We start from the raw sequence: 16965 nt of genomic DNA, 5'->3' as shown, positions 1-16965 counted from the left end.
GGGCACCCAGGTCTGAGAAGTATTTGATTATTTATCGAAGGGAGGTGTGGATATGGCAAATCTTATGGTAGGAATTGACGTGAGCCTCCGCTCTCATTCTGTGCAGTTCATGAATGATTCCGGTGATGCTCTTGCTTCCTTTTCTATTCCCAACGATTTAAACGGGGCTGAAACTTTATTGCAACGTATCCTTCAATCTGCTGTCAAATATCAGACTAGTCTTGTTCGTGTTGGTATGGAGGCTACTTCTAATTTGGGCTGGCATTTAGCCCATTTTCTCAATGCCGGGCTCCACGAAGTTACTGATTTTCAGTCTCAGGTTTTTGTACTTAATGCAAGAAAGGTAGCTCGTTTCAAGAAAGGATATGATTGTCTTCCTAAAAATGACCGTATTGATGCCTGGGTGATTGCGGACCAACTTAGATTTGGCCGTCTTCCTCATGAATTGACTTCGTGCATTCAATATGAAGCTCTTCAGCGACTTACACGAACCCGCTTTCATCTGATGCAAAGTATCGCCCGAGACAAAACCTACTTTCTCAATCAGGTCTTCCTTAAATTCAGTGGTCTGCGCCAGGACAACCCTTTTTCCAATATGTTTGGGGCTACCTGCCTGGCAGTTTTGCAAGAACTTGAGCCTGAACAGATTGTTTCCATGTCCATTACTGAATTGGTGGATTTTCTAAAGGAAAAAGGGAAAAACCGTTTTGATAACCCTGAAGAGTTAGCTTTATTCTTACAAAAACTGGCTCGCTCTTCATATCGCCTTGATAAGGCCATGGCTGATCCTGTTAATCTTTCTTTATCGGTCATGCTTACTGTAATTCAGACCATGGAAAAAGAAGTCACTAAGATCGATAAAGAAATTGGAAAGATCATGAAATCTGTCCCTGAAACTTTGTCTTCAGTCAAAGGCATTGGTCCTGTATTTGCTGCCGGTATTATTGCTGAAATTGGTGATATTAATCGCTTTGACAATCATAATGCCCTGGCTAAGTATACAGGCCTTGTTTGGTCCCAATATCAATCCGGAGAATTTGAAAGCGATGAAACTAAGCGATTACGTACCGGCAACAAGTATCTGCGTTACTATTTGGTACAAGCTGCCAACCTTGTTCGTCGCTATGATAGTGATTACGCCGCCTTTTATGCTAAAAAGTATTCTGAAGCTTTGAAACATCAGCACAAACGTGCTCTCGTCTTAACTGCCCGAAAATTGGTACGGTTGGTCTTTATGCTACTAAAGACCAACAAACTGTACACACCACCAGAAAGGAGAGATTAACTCTTTTTCCTAACTGGGTCTTCTTATATCCTTTCACCGTCTTACATTTATTGGTATTTGGTGCGAGGTTTATTTGGGTTACCCTTTTTTAGCAGAACTTTTCATGTTCCCTTATTTTTTTTCCAATTTCTCATTTTTTTAATGTTGACATTTTACCGCTAGGCTTTCAACATAACAAATTGAGTAGATAGTGTATAAAAAAATCTCTCCAATCCCCAAAGGGACGGAAAGATCCGCGGTACCACCCTAGTTGCGCTAATTACACGCCACTTACTTTTTCGGATAACGGCCGAACCCGTAAAACCCTACTATTTTCAGGTTATCGCTCCCGGGTGATCATTTCAACAGTGGGCTTACCCGGCTTCCACCTCCCCGGATTCGCTGATCAACCTCTCTGCTTACTTATCCCTATCATCGCTTTCTCGTTATTTTAAAATCTTGTATAATCCTGAGCAATCATGTCAAACCAGAACAACAAACAGAGTTCTTGGTTTTCGTACAGTTTGCAATCGGACAATTAGTTCCGCACTTCTAATTCAGTATTATTATATCCAAATTCAGCAAAATTTCAACCATAAATCTGTTTGTGGATCTTTTTTTGGCAATATTTAACTAAAATTTAACCATTAATCTGATCTTCTACCTCTTTCAAGGTGACTCCGGTCAATTCCACTACCTTATTCCGGGAGGTGTCCCCTGAGATAATCTGCACACTGGTTTGGGGAAGCTTAAATAAACGGGCAAAAAACCGGATCACTGCTTTATTCGCTTCCCCCTCCACCGGGGGCGCCGTAATCCTTAATTTTACAGCATCGCCCAAAATCCCGGCCAGTTCATTTTTGGAAGCCCGGGGCTGCACCTTTACTTTCAGGATTACGTTGCCGTCCTTTTCGGTCAAATTGAGCATTTCTATCATCCTTTAATCAAATTCCGAGACTCCCACTAACAATACCGGGCAATGCGCACAAAAAACCGTCCCTTTTGGGTGGGACCTGAAATTGACTCCATCTCAATGCGCCCTTTGCCCCGACAGGAAATGTGATCACCCTCTTTGATTTGATAAGCAGGATCCGTGATTGTTTTCCAGTTGACCCGTACTTTGCCGCCTTTAATCTCCGGCAAGGTCTTTGTGCGGGAACTGGCAAAGCCTACACTAAGAACCGCATCCAGACGAGGTGAGGCCACTGTTGATTTAATCTCCTTTTTTTCCCCCTGGGGCACTGTCAGATCCTCCCGGGAAATTTCCCGGACCTGAACAGAGACCGCGTTCACCTGTGTCCAATTGAGCCGGATATAAGACAAAATATCCTGCTCCAGAATCACCTGACAACCCTTTTCCCCTACTAGGAGATCGCCGATTTTTTCCCGCCCCAGGCCCAATGATAAAAGGGAACCCAAATAGTCCCGGTGGCTGACCTCGCGAAATTTAAAATGGCCCTCCACCTGGAGATAGGCCAATTTGAAATCCTCATCCCCGGCCGAAGCTTCCCCGGGAATGATGGCAATTCTTTTTCTTTCCGCCTCTTCATAGCCGCCAAAAGGGGCAAAAGACATCTCCGGGAGACCCCGTAGAATATCCATGGCCATCTGCTGGGTATAGGGATAATAAAAATCCGTAACTTCAGTGCGGTGACGAAAAAACGCCCGTTCCCAGAGATCCAACAGGCGCATCATCGATTGCTTCAATTCCTGATCTCTAATATGAGACAGGCATTTTTCCCGGTCCAATTTTCCTCTCATTACAATAAAAACCTATAAACAAATTGCTCTACCAACATGAGCAGTAAAATGGCCACAAAAGGAGACCAATCAATGGGCATCCCCGGCCGTATAGGGATCAAACGACGGATGGGAGCCAAAATTGGTTCCGTAATTTCATAAATAAAGCGAATCAGCGGATTACGCGGATCATGCCTGATCCAGGAAAGTATCACTCTGATAATAATCAACCAGTTTAAAACCTCAAAGGCCGTGCGCACAATAGAATAGACCGACATCGTCTTCCCCCTTTTTTATTCTGTGCCCAGTTCCCGGGATCTTTCAGCTGCTGCAATCACAGCATCCATAAAAGCTACCCGCACACCGGCACGTTCCAGAACATGCAAGGCAGCAATTGTGGTTCCGTCAGGTGTGATCACCTGATCCTTAAGAATCGCAGGGTGGGTTTTGGTGATGTCCGCCATGGTGGCCGACCCAATCATCGTTTGCACCGATAAATCCAGGGCAATATCCCGGGGGATACCCGCCCGGACCCCGGCATCACATAAGGCTTCAATTACTAAAAATATATATGCCGGCCCGCTGCCCGACAGACCTGTCACGGCATCGAGCAGTCTTTCCTGCAAAATATGAACATTACCTACCGAACCCATAATATTCAAGGCGATCTCTTTTTGTGCTTCACTGACATTATCCGAAAAAGCCATACAGGTAACACCTTTCCGGATCAGGCAGGGGGTGTTGGGCATCGCCCGAATGACACTTACTTTTTCAGATACATATTGATAAATGGAATCGATGGAAAAACCGGCGACAATGGAAATGATCAAGTGTTTTTCCGTAAAATCATCTTTCAGAGATGATAAAACCTCCCGAATATTCTGTGGCTTGACTGAAAAAACAATGACCTCACATTTTGCTACCAATTCACGGGGGTCTTCATAAGTTTGGATGCCATATTTTTCTTTCAGATAAAGCAGCCGCTTCTCTTTGATATCATGAACATGTACCGTTTGAGGAGAATATTCCTCCGTCTTCAATAATCCGGAAACAAAGGCTTCCCCCATTGCACCGGCACCAATAAACCCGATATTAACTGTCACATTGCGCCTCCATCTTATTTCTTGTTCCAGGCAAATCCTTTAAAAAAATTGTTTTCCTTATATTCTTCCACATATTCCGCCGCAATTTGACCCACCACGTCCAAATTGGTAGTCGCAAATAGGAATGTGCCCATGGAAACCTTCTGCACCGAGCCATCCAAAGCAAAAACTGCGCCGCTTAAAAAGTCGATCATGCGCTGGGCCGTTTCTTTATCCACGTCATCAAAATTGACAATGACAGGACGCCGTTCTTTGATATTCTGTCCGATGGATTCTACCTCATCATAAGACTCAGCCTTAACCAGCATCATCGTAACCGGCCGCTGACTGGGCAAGCCTAAAAGGTTAGCCTTTTTCTGTCTTTTTTCCCGGTCATTTTGAGCGTAGTTTTCTTCTGTGGTCTCAATAATTTCCTCTTCTTCAGCTACTTCAAAACCAATGGCACCCATCATTTTATCTAAGATTTTACTCATGGAAATTCCTCCTTATTGTATGTCACGGGGACGTTTCGTTTGCCAGCATTATCACGGGTATCTTCGTGGGACGTTGTTGTGGAGACGTTTCACTTGCCACTATCCTTTAGCTCCCGTATATATTGGGGTAATTTCCCCCAGAGGCTTGTCCCCAAGTTAGTTAGGCAATCTTGCTCCGAAAATCCCGCTGCCAATGCGCACGATGTTGGCACCTTCTTCAACGGCGATTTGATAATCATTGGTCATCCCCATAGATAAATAATCCATGGAAACACCGGGTAAGTTCATTTCCTGAATCTGATCCCTGAGTTCCCGTAATTGCCGAAAAACGGGACGAACTTTTTCAGCCTCATCTACCAATGGCGCGATGGTCATCAGACCGGAAATTTTCAGATGGGGTAATGCCCGGATTCCTTGAATCAAGGGGATCGCCTCATCCGGCGTTACGCCGAATTTGGTTTCTTCATCCGCAACATTAACCTGCACCAGCACCGGCATGACCAGGTTCACCTGCTGCGCTCTTTTATTAATTTCCTCTGCTAAAGCTGTACTATCTAAAGAATGAATCAATGCTACCTTATTAATGATGTATTTTACCTTATTTTTCTGGAGATGTCCAATTAAATGCCATGATGCCTCTGTAGGGATCTGGTCATATTTCTTTTCGATTTCCTGAACCCTGTTTTCCCCAAATGCCGAAATACCTGCGGTCATGGCCTCCTTCATACGTTCGGCATCTACATTTTTGGTCACAGCCAAAAGCAAGACATCCTTTGCCCCATACGGGCTTCTTTCTTGTGCGCTTTTAATCTCATCTTGAATCCGGTTGATGGCCGTCCTAATCTGAGACAAATCTTTGACCCTCCGCATCTAATTTATTATTTGACCCTTCTTTATGAAGGAAGGATTGATAATATATTGTTCCCCAACTTCTAAACCGGAAACAACAGTTTCGTTACCTATTGATCCCATTATCTCTACCTTTTTCCACACGCAGACCTTTTCCCGGGAAATAAAGACCCCGTCTTCATCATTTTCCTTAACCAAAGCATTCTTTGAAATCACAACACCCTCATAAGAATCGAAAATCAGCTCTATGGGAAGTTCTCTTGTTGTTAAATCCAGATCCGGTGCATTCAACGCTTTGACCAGAATAATAAATTTATGGTCACTTTTTTTCACTTCCTGAACCACAACCTGGGAGGCCAACCCATTAGGAAAGCGCACACTAATTTTTTCTCCTTTTTCCACAAACCGCTCCAGATTCTGATGATCCGTTTCGATGTAAAAATAGGGGTTAACAAGATTATCAACTATTTTGCAGATTGGTTTGCCCTGGGCAGTTTGGGGCAGGTGCACCGTCTCTTTTTGTTGTTGAGAGATAATAGAAGCAATTTTGTCAATATGTAAATTATTGAGCAAATCCGGTTTCAAAACATCCTCCAAACCATCGGTATGGTAGGATAAAAGTCCTGCTTTAGGTGCTTTCACAGGAATCTTCAGGGCATCAGCCTGAGCTGCAGCTCCCCGGGTTTTGATGTAGCCGATAATCTGACCCACTGCCACCTTCCCGTTATCTGCCGCAACCGTTTCAAAGGTTCCGTCAGAGGGTGCGGTAATCACATTTTCCTCCCGGATTATAAGCGCCTCTTCTTGGGTGGATTGCTCCAAAACTTTCCACTCTGCCGTACCGAAGCGCACCATTTTACTTACGGCAAAGTTTTTCAAGGGATGATAAAGAAATAAAACAGCGATCAATAACAATGCCCCAGCCAGCACCTTTTTTTTATCCGGCTGGACTTTATGGCGATGCCACACTCGCTTATGATTTTTTTGAGGACGTTTCTTCATTTAACCAGACTCCTCATTCAGCATGATCAATGCAGCCTGCCGGCCGGTTCTGCCTTGTTCCTTACGATGTGAAAAAAATAAATCAATATTGCAGGAAGTGCACAGATCGCTTTTTGTGATATGCTCTGGCTGCACACCGCTCTGGATCAAAAGTTGCTCGTTGACCCCGGGCAAATCAATGGTCCATTTATCTTCACCTTGGGCCTTAGTGTATTGTTGGTAAAAATCAAAAGAGGAAGCAAATACATCCAATACCTTTTGATCCACCTGAAAACAGCAGCTGCCAATGGAGGGACCAATGCCCACCAAACATTTTTCCGGCCTTGTCCCATATGTTTCCGACATTTTTTTAAGAGTAATTACTCCCATATGCAGCACGGTGCCTCTCCATCCGGCATGGGCCAGGGCTATCACCTGATGCTCAGGATCAAGAAAGAACAAGGGAACACAATCCGCATAATAAGAGCTTAGCATCACCCCGGGAACATCTGTGATTAACGCATCGGTGCAGGGTATGGCCGTTTCATAGGTATCACTGCCCCGTCCCTGATCCGATGCTCCCACCACAAAGACCTGATGATCATGCACCTGCTCTGACGCGACCAGGGATTCCAGTTTTCCTCCTAAAAGATGCACAATTTTCTTCCGATTGGCAATAACATGGTCAGGATCATCTCCCACATGAAAAGCCAGATTTAAAGATGAAAAATCACCCTGGCTGACGCCGCCCAAGCGGCAGGTAAAACCGTGTTTTACCAATCCGGAACGGGAAAAGTCGGGAATGGTAAAAATATATGTATCTTGGATAGGTTCTTTAACAAAATTTTTCATAGAATTTCTCCTGATAAAAAACTTATAATTTATTATACCATTTGTTGAATTTTGGTACAATAGGTGCCTTTTTCTCCCCTCTTTTCACTGCTTTAGGATTTCTCATAAAAATCCCCTTCTGTACGCAAAAAGGGTAAGCATAAATTCAAAAAAGCTTAACCTTGGCCTTAGTTGCACTTATATTTTTAACCTTTTAACCTTTTAACCTTTTAAAAGTTATACTCCCTCATTAAAGTAAAATAACAGAGAGGAAATGCACCTACATTTCCTCTCTGTTAATGGTTTTTAATCTCACAGTGCTTGTGCTGCGGAAAAAGGGATCCTACCCTCTTTCTGCATTTCCGGCACTGTTTATTAATTTAATTGCATTATGGGGTATTTTGAAATCAAGCTTATTTTTCTAAGCTTTCTACGATCTTTCTCATTTCGGCAGCAACGTCCTTATCCAAGGGCTCCGGTTTGTATTCGTTTAAGATCTCTCTGGCTTTATCAGCAGCACGTTCGCCGGCATCTTTACCACCGGTTTCTGCTTCCCAGGTTAGACGCATTTTACGGTCAAAGAGTTTCCCTCTGGATTGTTCTGTTCTGACATGTTCCATGGTGTGCTCTTCTAATAAATAATGTTTACCGGTGCCGCCACCGACCTTCCTGATCAGATCAACGGCTAAGGTCGCATCATTTATATCCACACCGCGCACTACTCTCTTCACCATGCGGGCAATTTCATCATCAATGAGAAGTTGAGCATAGCTGAAGGTTACCCCTAACTCCAACATACCCATACCATAAATCAGGTTCACACCTGCTAAAGCAGGAAGCAAAGCTGTGATGGTTTTTTCAAATCCGGCTTGTACGTCGGTTAATTTGCTGTCAGCCTATGTCCCTGCGGTAAAGCTGGGCAAGAGATAGAATTGGGCTAAAGCAGCAACTCCGGCGCTGCAGATCCCCAGTTCCGGGGAACCAACAGGAGCGGTAGCAAATTGCAGGTCAAAGGTGGTAGTGGAGCTTCCGTACATAACCGGGGCTCCCCTCTGTGCCAATTGGGATAAGGTGATTCCCGCAAGAACCTCCGCATTATGGATGACTAAGGTTCCGGCAATGGTTACCGGTGTGGTGGCGCCGGACATGGCCATGGATAAAATATTACATGGAATACCTGCTCTGGCAAACTCAATGATAATTCCGCAACATTCCGAATGCAGCTGGAGCGGACTTTGAGGACAAGTTAAGGCAGAGATCACAGGCCGTTTTCTCAGATTATCCATCCCGCCCATAATGGCGGCACCCATTTCGATATATTTCTTGGCATGTTCACCGGATAGAAGGTCAATATGCATGCAGTGCTTGGTGGTATTGCTTAAGAAAGCTTCCGCTTCATGCATGTCAACGGATACTGAGGGACAATCCCGCGCTGAAACTGAATGGGAGTAAACATCTACACCCTCCAGATAGTCTGCAACCAATGCAGTCCCGGCCACGTCAGCCTTAACGGTATTTCTGACTTCTCCGGTATAGGGGTCGATCATTTTCACACCGGCGCCAAAGGTCGTAAAGTTGACTCGGGTGTCTTCCAGAACACAGTCATTTTTGGGATCCCGCCCGCCTAAGACAATGGAGCTGGGAGCTGAACGGATGGCATCTTCTACCAAATAAGAGGGAATGCGTACTAAGGATTCTTTGCGGTCTACCACAGCACCTGCATCTTCGAAAAGATCCAAAGCTTCTTTAGATGTGAAATGAACTCCTTCCAGCCACAAAACTTCTAATGTCGCATTATGAATTTGTCTCAGTTCATCATCGGTGTACATGTTAATGCTAAAACCGCTTTTTTGTGTGTAATTTGATCTGGGATTTCTGATTGTCATTTTTTAACCACCTTTCTGAAATAATTGATTTATAATCCTGGAATGCTTGTACCATCCCTTAACTGGGCAATTTTTACAAAGTTCACCGACTGAAGATGCATCCGGTTTTAATTAAATCCTAAATCCCTCCTTCGGTTTCAATATTTCTCACCAGGATTGAATTTAAAGATAAACCTGTGAAAAGCAACCCTTGTTTCCATGGGAAAATTATAATATAATTGAACTAATATAATACATTTATTATACTTTTTGTACTTTTCTGAAAATAGGATCTGTCAATTAAGTAAAATCAATCTTTAATACTATTTTTACGATTATTAGTTCATTTATACTATTTATACATTTATTAATAAGCAAATATCATGCCATATTCATCATATCCCTAAAAGCCTTGAAATATCAGTGTTTTTCATAAAAATATTTGCCAAAATCGGAGAAGTGGACGAGCATTGTAACAATATTGTTACACGCATGGCTTTGAACTTAATGAAAATAGGCGTCATAAAATCTTACTCCGAAAAATTTTGTTACACTTTTTGCGCAAGATATTACTACCTCGGTTTAGATCATGACAAAAAAATTAATCTTTTTTCGAAATGAATATGAAAAGATTAACAGAATTGATGGGGAGGTGTTTAAATGCCGTTAACCGGGCATTCTAAGGCGGAAATTGCTGATCAACCGGATATGCTGGAGGAAGAGAATCTGCTCTTTAGAAAAATAATTGACAGTATCCATGAAGCGGTCTATGTGGTTCATAAAGATGGTAAAATCACCTTATATAACCGAGAGTCAGAACGAATGGAAAACCTGGACCGCAAAGAAGTGTTGGGAAAAACTGAAAAAGAGGCCTTTTTCCAGCCTTATTATTTTGCTGACGAGGTGACAAAAAAAGTTTTTAACACCGGCAAGCCTATTCTGGAACAGCCTTACTGGTACTATCTAACCAATGGCAGAAAAACCAATATGATCTACAGTGCCTTTCCCTTCTTTTATAGGGGCGAGGTTACTTCTGTTTATGTCATCTTCCGAAATATGAATCAAATGAGTGATTTTATCGCCAATACCATGGAATTACAAAAGAAATTTACCAAGGAAACTAATTATTACCGTAAGGATGCCCTATATCTTCTGGACGATATTGTCGGGAAGAGTGTTCAAATGAAAAAAATTGTCCGGGAAGCCCGGCAAATTGCTCCCCGTCAATCCCCTGTTCTTATCTTTGGTAAAACCGGCACCGGGAAGGAGCTTTTTGCTCAAGGGATTCACAATGCCAGTTTGTTTGCCAAGGGTCCTTTTATTGGGATTAATTGTGCCGCGATTCCGGAAACATTATTAGAAAGTATGCTTTTTGGCACGGTAAAAGGTGCTTTTACCGGAGCGACCGATGTGCCCGGATTATTTGAGCAGGCGGAAGACGGTACTATTTTTCTGGATGAAATCAACTCCATGCCCCTGTCCCTGCAAGCAAAACTTTTAAGAGTTCTTCAAGAAAAGAAAGTGCGCCGATTAGGAGGCAGTGTGCCCATTCCAGTAAATTGCCGCGTCATCAGTGCTACCAATGTAGACCCTACCCAAGCGGTGCAGGAGCAAACCATACGCTCCGACCTATACTTCCGTCTGGCAACCATCACCATCAATATTCCGCCCCTGGTGGAAAGACAAGAAGATATTAAAGTATTGACCATGCATTTTATCGAAAAATTCAACTTGGAGTTCGATCTCTTTGTTCATGATCTTTCAAACGAATTACTTTATGCCTTTGAGAAATACGCTTGGCCGGGCAATGTCAGGGAATTGGAGAATTTTGTGGAAAGTGCCATGAATTTTATTCAAAGGGAGGATACCATCCTGGAGCTTGACCATTTGCCGGAATATTTCCGAGAAAGACTGGAAAGCAATAAAGACTGCGCCCACCCGGCAACACATACCGGAACATTACAATCAATTTTGGCAGAAACAGAAAAAAATCTGATTAAACAGTACCTTGCCCAAAACAGGAACAATATTACCAAAACAGCCCAGGATTTAGGTATCTCCAGACAAAATTTATACTATAAGATAAAAACCCTGGGTCTTGATAATAAGTGAACTCGTTCAGCTAAAGCTGAACATCGGGGCTTCAGATAGGGAATCTACCCCACCTGAAGTGAAAATAGGAGCTCCCACTTATAGAAGTGGGAGTCTTGGAATTTGTTAAATTGCATATCGTAAAGAGTAAAGAGAAGACCCCGACAACGTCAGGGTCTTCTTTTTACGGGAACTTAATTACTGCCACCCAGGTTCTTTTGATGATCCATGATCCTCCGGTCTCTGGCTTCGCATTTAGAATAATACCATAATGGAACATAGAGCAAGAGAACGATAAGTCCAATTAAAGCTGACTGTAAGCCAAAATCCAAGATGTTAATCATCGTAATACCGATAAAATATAATGGAATATTTAAGATCCCACAAGCAAGAGCCAAATACTTCCAACCCTTGGGTGCTTTAAAATATTCATCATCTTTTACCTGAGGAGCAGTTTTGCTTGCTTTAAAATAAGCAAACAGACTGATACCATTGGCCACGGAATAACCCAAGGCTGATGCCGCTAAAATGGTGGAAGGATTGCCTAAGCCAATTAATACCAAATTAAATAATGAAATAATTATCATCGCTACAATCGGCACATTATGTATATTAGATTTACCTAATATTTGAGGCAGATTACCCTCCTGCGCCATAGATTGCATCGCTTTGGACGAGCCCAGAAGCCCGGTTTGAATAATTAACACCATTGATGCCAAAAGCATCGGAATTGCGATCAGAACACCGATATCACCTAATGATATCTGGGCCAGACCTAACATTGGGGAATAAGGTTCGGCAATAATTGCCTCAACCCCCAGTGTGCCAACACATGCCATTTGGACCACAACAAAGGTAAAAATGCAAAAGATACCACATACGAATAAAGCTTTGGGAATATCCTTTTTAGGATTTTTATATTCGGGTGCATAAATAGCCGCTGTTTCCCACGCACATGCGCTCCATTGAGCCATAGCCATCAGACCAAGTAAGATAATAATATGCGCTGAATCCCATTGCCAATCTAAAGGCAGCATATAATTGGTAATATTACCCACATGGAAACTGCCGGTAAAAAAAGTAGAAATCGAGATGAACATGAGAGGTGTAATTGAAAACACGGCAAGAATATATCCTAATTTAGCTCCCCCCGCAACCCCCTTCCAGTTAATTAAAATCAGGAAACCAAAAATAACGATGCCGGAAGCTAAAGACAAGAAATAGACAGGAACATTATTAAATGCCGGAATCAACCCATGAAGATAAGTGCCAATTAATATGGAATATATTGCCAGTACAGGGTTCCAGGCAAACCAATATCCCCATGCACTAAAGCCACCGATAAATTTGCTTGCGCAATATTCATTATCTGTATTACCTTTAAAGATTACTTGAACAAAACCCGGTAAACCACTCGCCTCCGGATACCTTGAGGCTAACTCACCATAGGCAAAATTCTGAATAAAACCCTGGGTAATCGAAAGAATCCAAATAATAATTGAAAACCCCCACACATAACTTGTAAAATAACCGATAGAAGGCAAGATCAATAAGGGTACGCCCAGAGCAATTGCCAAGCCTTGTTTCCAATCTAATGTTCTTTCCAATATATACACCCCTTTATCCGGTTTAATAGAACCGCTCATTACCATCCATAACACTTGTCTCTTCCCGTCTCTTACCGACTCATCCTAAAAACTAACAATCCTCAACCCTCTTCTTATCATTTAATCCGGAGCAATAAAATATCACCTCCTTAAAATCAAAAACAAGAATTCAGCACACCTTCCGCAAAATTTAATTTTTAATTAATATAAATTAATAGTTTATTTTAATAATCAAATAGTTTTCAACATCAAGCAATCATCTACCCTTGTAATTTTTTTTGGATATGAAAAATTTATTGTTCAATTGTGTTTAATATCTTGTCTTATGTATTTTAAATCTATATTTTCATATAAATTTTCTTCGATTGTAAATATTTAGCGGACATCATATAATAAATGCACAAGAAAATTAATGATTAGTATATTTATTCTCGTGATTATGAAACCGGGCTGATGTTTGGAGGTAATCGATTTGAATAGATCAGATGATGGTGATCGGGCCAAAAGACTGGAAGAGGAAAACGAGGCTCTGGGAAGAGAAAATCAATTATTGAAAACAATCCTGGATAAAGTCCATGAATCGGTACTCGCCGTCAATGAAAGGGATGAATTCATTCTCTACAATCGGGAAGCGGAAAAATTGGAAGGTTTCAACAGAGAGGATATATTGGGAAAAAAAGAGGATGAGGTTTATCCCCAACCTTTTTATTTTTCAGATGAAGTGACAAAAATGATCTTGAAAACCGGAATCCCCGTCACTGAACAACCTTATTGGTTTCGCTCCAAAGACGGCAGAAAAACCAATATGATTTTCAGCGCTTATCCTTTTTTTGATCAAGGTAAAATCGCAGCAGTTTTTGTCATTTTCCGCAATATGAATCAAATGGGTGATTTTATTGCCACGACCTTAAACATCCATAAACAATTCTTTGATCAAGATCAAAAGCTCTCCCTGGAAAATGGGTATCATCTGGAAGATATCATCAGTGTCAACCAGAAAATCCAGGAAATAATTGCAGAAGCGCGCAAAATTGCGGTACACAATTCCCATGTCTTAATCGTAGGGGAAACAGGAACCGGCAAGGAGCTTTTTGCCCATGGCATTCATAATGCTGCTCTTCATAGCGGGGAACCATTTATCCCTATTAATTGTGCCGCCATTCCGGATACGCTCCTGGAAAGTCTGCTCTTTGGCACTGTAAAAGGAGCGTTCAGCGGTGCGACGGATATGCCCGGCCTTTTTGAGCAGGCAGCAGACGGCACCGTTTATTTAGATGAAATTAATTCCATGTCCCTGCCCCTGCAATCGAAATTATTAAGAGTTCTCCAGGAAAAAACCGTACGCAGACTGGGGAGTGAAAAGCAAACCGCCCTCAATTGCAGGATTATCAGTTCCAGCAATACCGATCCCCTGGAAGCGATAGAAAATCAAACATTTCGTCCAGACTTGTACTTTCGTTTGGCGACCGTTACGATTAATATTCCTCCCCTCAGGGAGCGCAAAGAAGATATCGGTATCCTGGCCATCCATTTCATCCAGCATTATAATCAGGAGTTTGGTCTGTTAATTAATCAGATTTCAGACGATCTTCTGCAACAGTTTTACCAATATGACTGGCCGGGGAATATCCGGGAATTAAAGAACTTCATTGAAAACGGTATGAATTTTGTCCAAGCCGAAGATAAGGTCTTAAACATAAGCCATTTGTCGGAGTCCTTCCGGGAAAGGCTAGGTCAATCAGATCGTCTTCCAGAAGCCCCGGTCCATCAAGGAACCTTAAAAAGCACATTGCTGGAAACAGAAAAAAACCTGATTAAGACCTCCCTGGTCCAACATCAAGGAAATATTACAAAAACAGCCTTGTCCCTGGGCATTTCTCGGCAATACCTGCATCAGAAAATCAGAACATATCATCTTGCCGGTTTAAAGGGATAATTCCTTTGTCCAGGAAAGGGATACCTTTAGCCTAAGAGTTCTCTTCCATAATCCAATTCGGGCCGGACCAAACTTGTTCTTTGATCGAGCCAATACATGTATTCATCAAGGGAGGCGGGTGCTAAATTCAGTTCTTCCAGAATGTTTGTGACCCGATATACCGTTCTGTTCCCATCCTCAATATCCAAATCGGAGTTTGACACCCCAGCCAGTCCCGACTGGGAAGGGATAATGGAGGTTACAACATTGGCCCCTGCTGCCAGCCTTTGTTTCAGGCCGTTGATGCCATCCACATCCAGGGAGGCGGGAATCAAACGATCGGGAAACATAATTCTCATAATAGCGATAATCAAAGACTCCCGGACCCGGGGCGGGGAGAACCAATTTTCCATGGGTGTCCTTTCCTGAGGAATAAAACTCATCACCCTGACCTGTTCCGCCCTTAAATCTTCCATCACGAGTAGAGAATTTACCACATCCTCACCCTGATCCCCAATACCCGTAAGCAATCCTTCTTCGATAAGCATCCCGATTTGATGAGCTGTTTTTTTTGCCTGGAGACGTTGATCATAATCCTGCTGCAACCTTAATTTGGCGTACAATGAACGGGTATGGGTTTCCTGATATAAAGCATACCAATTGACACCGATATCCCTGAACCTTTTAAGCACGGTTCCTGAAACTACACCGGGAGAAACCATTAAAGGTAAACCGGTATTTTTTTCACCTTTTCGATCACGCCGCAAAGTTTGTCCACCCCTTCTTGATCCCGGCACAAATATTGAGGATCTTCCCCCATGGTCAAGTCAAGCAAATGAACACCGGACTCTTTTAAAGAACAGGCAATCTCCAGGATTTCTGCCTCACTTTTCCGATAGCGCTGTAAGCTATGATTTGATTTTCGATAAAGGCAAAAGGCGCAATCCTTTTGGCAATAGGTAGAAAAATAGACAAACCCATACATAAAGATTTTATCTCCGAAATACCTTTGGCGCAGGGTCTCTGCCATCTGAAAGACCTGGTTCATTTCTTCCCCCTGCTTTAATCCTAATAAATAAGTAATCTCTTTTTTTGATAAAGTGATTTCTTGATAAGCCTTTTCCAGTATTTGTTCCAGATACCTTGCTCGATGCGTTGACATCATCCCAATCACCCACTTTGTTTTTTATAATCTTTTATACTCTATTTGTTTTATGATCTTCTATACTTTTACCGGGATATCCTTTGAAATTTTAGCTTTTAATGTAAACAAAACCGAGTGTTGATGTGTACTTTTTAATCAAAAAATGGCTTAAAGATCGTCTTTGTTAAGACGATCTTTAAGCCAAGTAAACAATACCTCTGTTAACTGCTTGCCAAACCTTATTTAAGCAAATTAAGCAACCTGAGATCTTCTTGAAATAATTCCTTTCAGTCTGGCTTCTTTTTCCCAGAGTAAGAATTTGTTCAAAAAGAGATCGTAGAATCTTTTATGAAAAACAGGTCTGTCAATAGGAAATCCTAAGAAACCGATGTTATTGGCTCCTTGACCGGCCAGGAGCTCTTTGTTAAGAAGATTTCCTTGCAGGGCAGTTTCCAAACTGATAAACTGCCAAAAGATATTTTTGTGGGAACTTTCCAGAAGGAGTTCCTGATAACGATCCTGGTCATAAGCATTGCCGTTGGTTACGATGAACACCAATCGGGTACAATCCTGATTGTCCGCTTCTTGATCTCTGGTGAAAATATCATGCATCAAAGGATAGAATTCTCTTCTGCCGCATAAGGGGAACTTTCGATTTTTAAAGATTTCATCTAAGGTATAGTTATATAAATTGGACTCTGTAACCGACTTATGCTTTTTTACATCATGGGAAAATGTGCATAAATTTAATTCTTTTTCTTGATTAAAATATGATGCAAAGGGGAATATTGCCTCAATGATTGCTTGAACCGTACCGTTTCGATAGAGGGGAGGCATGGATCCTGAACTATCAAAGGCAATTTCCACCTGAACTTTCAGATCAAGGGCATTCTTTTGGGCTGCACTTGTTTCAAAAATACCTTTTCTTATATTTAATTCAGTGAGCACTTTTTCTTCAAGCACGTTTTTGTTTTGATTTGTCATTTCTTTTCACTACTCCATTAATTTTTTTATTAAAGTACTTTTATTATAGGATGCCAATGTAAAAATAAGATTAAATCCAGGTAAATCTTTCGTTAATATTTAATAAAAAAAGCACTGC

At 42.0% G+C, this 16965-nt stretch carries 15 protein-coding genes, 1 pseudogene and 1 other annotated feature; of the genes and pseudogenes, 3 read left to right on the top strand and 13 right to left on the bottom strand.

Annotated elements, in window-relative coordinates:
- Positions 1 to 52: 52 nt before the first annotated feature.
- Positions 53 to 1285, top strand: a complete 1233-nt coding sequence (locus CEQ75_RS08805) for an IS110 family RNA-guided transposase (RefSeq protein ID WP_089608955.1) — start codon at positions 53 to 55, stop codon at positions 1283 to 1285.
- A gap of 216 nt (positions 1286 to 1501) precedes the next feature.
- Positions 1502 to 1709, bottom strand: a binding site (T-box leader).
- Between the two features lie 195 nt (positions 1710 to 1904).
- Here the strand turns inward: CEQ75_RS08805 and CEQ75_RS08800 are convergent.
- The 9 genes and pseudogenes from CEQ75_RS08800 to mttB form a co-directional block, all read right to left on the bottom strand.
- Positions 1905 to 2192: a DUF167 domain-containing protein gene (locus tag CEQ75_RS08800; RefSeq protein ID WP_089610001.1), complete on the bottom strand. Its 288-nt coding sequence runs from the start codon at positions 2190 to 2192 to the stop codon at positions 1905 to 1907.
- Between the two features lie 35 nt (positions 2193 to 2227).
- On the bottom strand, positions 2228 to 3025 hold the full coding sequence (locus tag CEQ75_RS08795; RefSeq protein ID WP_089610000.1) for a YlmH family RNA-binding protein: 798 nt from the start codon (positions 3023 to 3025) through the stop codon (positions 2228 to 2230).
- Positions 3025 to 3282, bottom strand: coding sequence for a YggT family protein (locus tag CEQ75_RS08790; RefSeq protein WP_089609999.1), 258 nt, complete (start codon positions 3280 to 3282; stop codon positions 3025 to 3027). The genes CEQ75_RS08795 and CEQ75_RS08790 overlap by 1 nt, the downstream gene beginning before the upstream one ends.
- A gap of 15 nt (positions 3283 to 3297) precedes the next feature.
- Positions 3298 to 4107, bottom strand: a complete 810-nt coding sequence (gene proC, locus CEQ75_RS08785; RefSeq protein ID WP_089609998.1) for a pyrroline-5-carboxylate reductase — start codon at positions 4105 to 4107, stop codon at positions 3298 to 3300.
- A gap of 14 nt (positions 4108 to 4121) precedes the next feature.
- Entirely contained in the window at positions 4122 to 4580 is a 459-nt protein-coding gene (locus CEQ75_RS08780) for a cell division protein SepF (RefSeq protein ID WP_089609997.1), read from the bottom strand.
- Positions 4581 to 4736: 156 nt separating this feature from the next.
- Positions 4737 to 5432 (bottom strand): YggS family pyridoxal phosphate-dependent enzyme, encoded by a 696-nt coding sequence (locus CEQ75_RS08775; RefSeq protein ID WP_242965424.1) that lies wholly within the window; start codon positions 5430 to 5432, stop codon positions 4737 to 4739.
- Positions 5433 to 5450: 18 nt separating this feature from the next.
- Entirely contained in the window at positions 5451 to 6431 is a 981-nt protein-coding gene (locus tag CEQ75_RS08770) for a biotin/lipoyl attachment domain-containing protein (RefSeq protein ID WP_089609995.1), read from the bottom strand.
- Entirely contained in the window at positions 6432 to 7262 is an 831-nt protein-coding gene (gene pgeF / locus CEQ75_RS08765; protein ID WP_089609994.1) for a peptidoglycan editing factor PgeF, read from the bottom strand.
- A gap of 392 nt (positions 7263 to 7654) precedes the next feature.
- Positions 7655 to 9070: pseudogene (mttB, locus tag CEQ75_RS18930) on the bottom strand ([trimethylamine--corrinoid protein] Co-methyltransferase).
- Between the two features lie 696 nt (positions 9071 to 9766).
- On the opposite strand from mttB, the gene CEQ75_RS08750 reads away from it, so the two are divergent.
- Positions 9767 to 11218, top strand: a complete 1452-nt coding sequence (locus tag CEQ75_RS08750; RefSeq protein ID WP_089609991.1) for a sigma-54 interaction domain-containing protein — start codon at positions 9767 to 9769, stop codon at positions 11216 to 11218.
- Between the two features lie 173 nt (positions 11219 to 11391).
- On the opposite strand, the gene CEQ75_RS08745 is transcribed toward CEQ75_RS08750, so the two are convergent.
- Positions 11392 to 12849, bottom strand: coding sequence for an APC family permease (locus CEQ75_RS08745; protein WP_089612566.1), 1458 nt, complete (start codon positions 12847 to 12849; stop codon positions 11392 to 11394).
- A gap of 427 nt (positions 12850 to 13276) precedes the next feature.
- On the opposite strand from CEQ75_RS08745, the gene CEQ75_RS08740 reads away from it, so the two are divergent.
- Entirely contained in the window at positions 13277 to 14740 is a 1464-nt protein-coding gene (locus CEQ75_RS08740) for a sigma-54 interaction domain-containing protein (RefSeq protein ID WP_089609990.1), read from the top strand.
- Positions 14741 to 14766: 26 nt separating this feature from the next.
- Here the strand turns inward: CEQ75_RS08740 and CEQ75_RS19350 are convergent, their stop codons facing one another.
- From CEQ75_RS19350 to CEQ75_RS08730, 3 genes are all read right to left on the bottom strand, one after another.
- Positions 14767 to 15486 (bottom strand): hypothetical protein, encoded by a 720-nt coding sequence (locus tag CEQ75_RS19350; protein WP_338032012.1) that lies wholly within the window; start codon positions 15484 to 15486, stop codon positions 14767 to 14769.
- Positions 15441 to 15884, bottom strand: a complete 444-nt coding sequence (locus CEQ75_RS19345) for a hypothetical protein (RefSeq protein WP_338032011.1) — start codon at positions 15882 to 15884, stop codon at positions 15441 to 15443. Before CEQ75_RS19345 ends, CEQ75_RS19350 begins: the two co-directional genes overlap by 46 nt.
- A gap of 231 nt (positions 15885 to 16115) precedes the next feature.
- Positions 16116 to 16847 (bottom strand): VWA domain-containing protein, encoded by a 732-nt coding sequence (locus CEQ75_RS08730; RefSeq protein ID WP_089609989.1) that lies wholly within the window; start codon positions 16845 to 16847, stop codon positions 16116 to 16118.
- Positions 16848 to 16965 lie beyond the last annotated feature (118 nt).

This window comes from Dehalobacterium formicoaceticum (assembly GCF_002224645.1).
Lineage (GTDB): Bacteria > Bacillota > Dehalobacteriia > Dehalobacteriales > Dehalobacteriaceae > Dehalobacterium > Dehalobacterium formicoaceticum.
Note: the sequence above shows the minus strand (reverse complement) of the source record. Positions and strands in the feature narration are given on the sequence as shown.